General features: G+C 73.5%; 3 protein-coding genes and 1 pseudogene. 3 read left to right on the plus strand and 1 reads right to left on the minus strand.

Annotated features, from left to right (window positions below):
• A partial coding sequence (locus ACWEN3_RS44190; protein ID WP_452983717.1) for a transcriptional regulator occupies positions 1-1,067 on the minus strand: 1,067 nt, incomplete at its 3' end.
• Positions 1,068-1,325: 258 nt separating this feature from the next.
• Between ACWEN3_RS44190 and ACWEN3_RS44195 the strand changes: the two genes are divergently transcribed.
• The 3 genes and pseudogenes from ACWEN3_RS44195 to ACWEN3_RS44205 all read left to right on the plus strand — a co-directional run.
• A complete protein-coding gene (locus tag ACWEN3_RS44195) occupies positions 1,326-1,982 on the plus strand; it encodes a bifunctional DNA primase/polymerase (protein ID WP_452983720.1) in 657 nt (218 codons plus the stop codon).
• A gap of 24 nt (positions 1,983-2,006) precedes the next feature.
• The gene (locus ACWEN3_RS44200; RefSeq protein ID WP_452983723.1) at positions 2,007-2,783 is read left to right on the plus strand and encodes an ABC transporter ATP-binding protein; all 777 of its coding nucleotides are present in this window, start codon (positions 2,007-2,009) and stop codon (positions 2,781-2,783) included.
• Positions 2,780-3,250, plus strand: a pseudogene (locus ACWEN3_RS44205) (transporter); the annotation flags it as partial. The gene ACWEN3_RS44200 and the pseudogene ACWEN3_RS44205, both read left to right, overlap by 4 nt.

Genomic DNA, 3,250 nt, shown 5'->3' on the forward strand with positions numbered 1-3,250 from the left:
GGCTCTCTGGGACGCACGCCTGGCGTCGGCGCGGCCGCCGGGCGACCGCCCCTCGTCTCCCGGACCCTGGGATCTCGGCTCCTGAGAGTTCGCCCGGTCGCCGCCTGCGCCGCGCGCGCGTCGCCGAGCAGGGCGTGCCCGCGCGCCTCGGCCGCGTGGAACATCGCCTCCACCCGCGGGGTCGCGTGCCCGCGCGCCCCCTCCTGAGCGGCCCGCGCCAACTGGGCGATCTCGCGCGGGTTTCCGAGCTGGGCGGCGAGATGGCTCATGGACGCGGCGAGCACATAGCCGCCGTAGCCGCGGTCCCCGGCGGCCTGCGCGAGACGCAGCGACTGGATGTAGTACCGCTGGGCGAGGCCCGGTTGCCCGGTGTCCACCGCCATGTACCCGGCCAGCTCGGTCAACCGGGCGACCGCGGCGAAGAGTTCCCGCCCGACCGCCTCCCGGTAGGACCCCGCGAGCAGCCCCGAGACCACGCTGTTCAGGTAGTGCACCACGACCGGGCGCACATGCCCGCTCCCGTACTGGTGGTCGAGATCGGTCAGCGCCTGGGTCATCGACCGCACGGCCGCCACGTCGGACAGGCCCACGCGGGGGCCCGCCTGCCGGGCCACCTGGGCGTCCGGCGCCGAGATCAGCCAGTCGCGGCTGGGCTCGACCAGCGCGGAGGCGGCGACGGAGGAGCCGGACAGGAAGTCCCGGCGCCCCACGTCGCTGCGCCACAGCTCGCAGACCTGCTCGATGGCCCCCAGTACCGTCGGCGAGAACTGGAGACCGACCCCCGAGGCGAGGTTCTTGCCGTTGGCCATGCCGATCTCGTCGATCGTGACCGTACGGCCGAGCTTGCGCCCGAGCGCCTCGGCGATGATCGCCGGCGCCCGGCCCCGTGGCTGCTGGCCGCGCAGCCAGCGGGCCACGGACGTCTTGTCGTAGCGCAGGTCGAGGCCGTGCTCGGCGCCGCACATGTTGACCCGCCGGGCCAGCCCGGCGTTCGAGCACCCCGCTTCCTGGATGAGTGCCTGCAGCCGTTCGTTCGGCTGCCTCGCCACGAGAGGCCTTGCGGCCATGTGCTACCCCCTGCGAACCCCTGGAGCGTGACCGTTTCGGGTCGATCACTGCCCAGCTGACATACCGTCAATGCGTGACATGTGCGGTTTGCCGGGGTAAAGGCAGATGCCACCCCCTCCCTGACTACCCCGCACACGCCCCGCTTCCTCCCGCGCGCCCCCAACCGTGCACCCGTGCGCCCCGACTGCGGAATCGATGCTCCTCCCGCGCACGCGCCCGAGCCGTAACCCGAGGTGGGTACGGGAGTTGAGTGGAACGTGGAAGAGACGATCGCGGGCCCCGAAGCCGCTCACATCCCGCAGCAGCGCGGGGAATCGCTGCTGGAAACGGCCGTACGCTACGCCGGGGAGCGGCACTGGGACGTGTTCCCGGGCACCTGGCTGGAAGCCGTCGACGGGGTGCAGCGCTGCTCGTGCGGCGACGTTTCCTGCCCTGCGCCGGGTGCGCACCCCGCGCGCCCCGACTGGGCGGCCCAGGCGACCGGCAGCGCGACCGTCGTCCACCGGATGTGGCTCAGGCAGCCGACGGCGTCGATCCTGCTGCCGACGGGGCGCACGTTCGACGCGCTGTCCGTCCCGGAGAGCGCGGGGTTCCTGGCGCTCGCCCGGATGGAGCGGATGGAGCTGACCCTCGGGCCGGTCGCGCTGGCCCCGGACCGGCGGATGCACTTCTTCGTGCTCCCGGGAGCCTCGGTGAAGATGCCGGAACTGGTGCGGAAACTGGGCTGGTCGGTGTCGTCCCTGGACCTGGTGGCCCTCGGCGAGGGCTCCTACGTGGCCGCGCCGCCCACCCGGTTCGGCTCCCGCGGCGCCGTGCAGTGGGCCTGTCGGCCGACCCCGGCGAACCGATGGCTGCCGGACGCCGAGGAGTTGCTCTCACCGCTCGCCTATGCCTGCGGGCGGGACCGCCGGTAACCCCCCGGGCCGTACTGTTCATGCATGACCGAAGCTGCAGTGCGGGTGCGGGGGCTCTGGAAGCGGTTCGGGCAGCAGGTTGCTGTCGGCGGGATCGATCTCGACCTGCCCGCGGGGAAGTTCATCGGGCTCGTCGGGCCCAACGGCGCCGGGAAGACGACCACCCTGTCCATGGTGACGGGGCTGCTGCGGCCCGATGACGGCACCGTGGAGGTCGTCGGGCACGACGTGTGGCGGGACCCCGTGGCCGTCAAGGCGCGCATCGGGGTCCTCCCCGAAGGGCTGCGGCTCTTCGAGCGGCTGTCGGGGCGGGAACTGCTCGGGTACTCCGGGCGGCTGCGCGGGCTGCCGGGCGCCGAGGTCGACAAGCGGGCCACCCAACTGCTGGACGTGCTCGACCTGGCTGGGGCCCAGCACAAGCTCGTCGTCGACTACTCGACCGGCATGCGCAAAAAAATCGGACTCGCGGCGGCCCTCCTGCACAACCCCGAAGTGCTCTTCCTGGACGAACCGTTCGAGGGCGTCGACCCGGTGTCCGCGCAGACCATCCGGGGCGTCCTGGAGCGGTACACGGCCTCCGGCGCCACCGTCGTCTTCTCCTCGCACGTCATGGAGCTGGTCGAGTCGCTGTGCGACTGGGTCGCGGTCCTGGCGGCGGGACGCATCCGCGCCACCGGCCCGCTCGCCGAGGTGCGCGGGGCGCACCCCACGCTGCAGGGGGCGTTCCTGGAACTGGTCGGGGCGAGCGGCCGGGACGCCGGCTCGGACCTGGACTGGCTGGGCGGCGGGGCGACGCGATGACCGGCCTCGCATCCACCCTCGTACGGCTGAAACTGTCCCTGCTGCGGGGCGGCCTGCGGCAGTCGGGCGGCCGGCGGGCCGCGTTCGTCGTCTCCGCCGTCCTCTCCCTCCTGTTCGCACTGGCACAGCTGCTGGGCCTGGTCCTGCTGCGCGGGCGGGCGCACGCGGACGTGGTGGCCGTGATCGGGACGGCCGTGCTCGCCCTCGGCTGGGCGGTGCTGCCCCTGTTCTTCCCCACCGGCGACGAGACGCTGGACCCGACCCGGCTGGTGCTGCTGCCGCTGCGGCCCGGTCCGCTGGTGCGGGCCCTGCTCGCCGCCTCCCTCGTCGGCATCGGCCCGCTGTTCACCGTGCTGCTGCTGGCGGGCTGCGCGCTGGTGCCCGCGCACGGCGCCGCGGGATACGCCGTCGCGGTCGTCGCCGTCGTCCTCGCGCTGCTGGTCTGCGTGGCGCTCGCCCGCGCCGTC

It is taken from the genome of Streptomyces sp. NPDC004561 (assembly GCF_053602155.1).

What these genes read in the sequence shown, in the direction of transcription:
- ACWEN3_RS44200 (WP_452983723.1), top strand. Translation starts at nt 2,007, where the DNA reads ATGACCGAAGCTGCAGTGCGGGTGCGGGGGCTCTGGAAGCGGTTCGGG.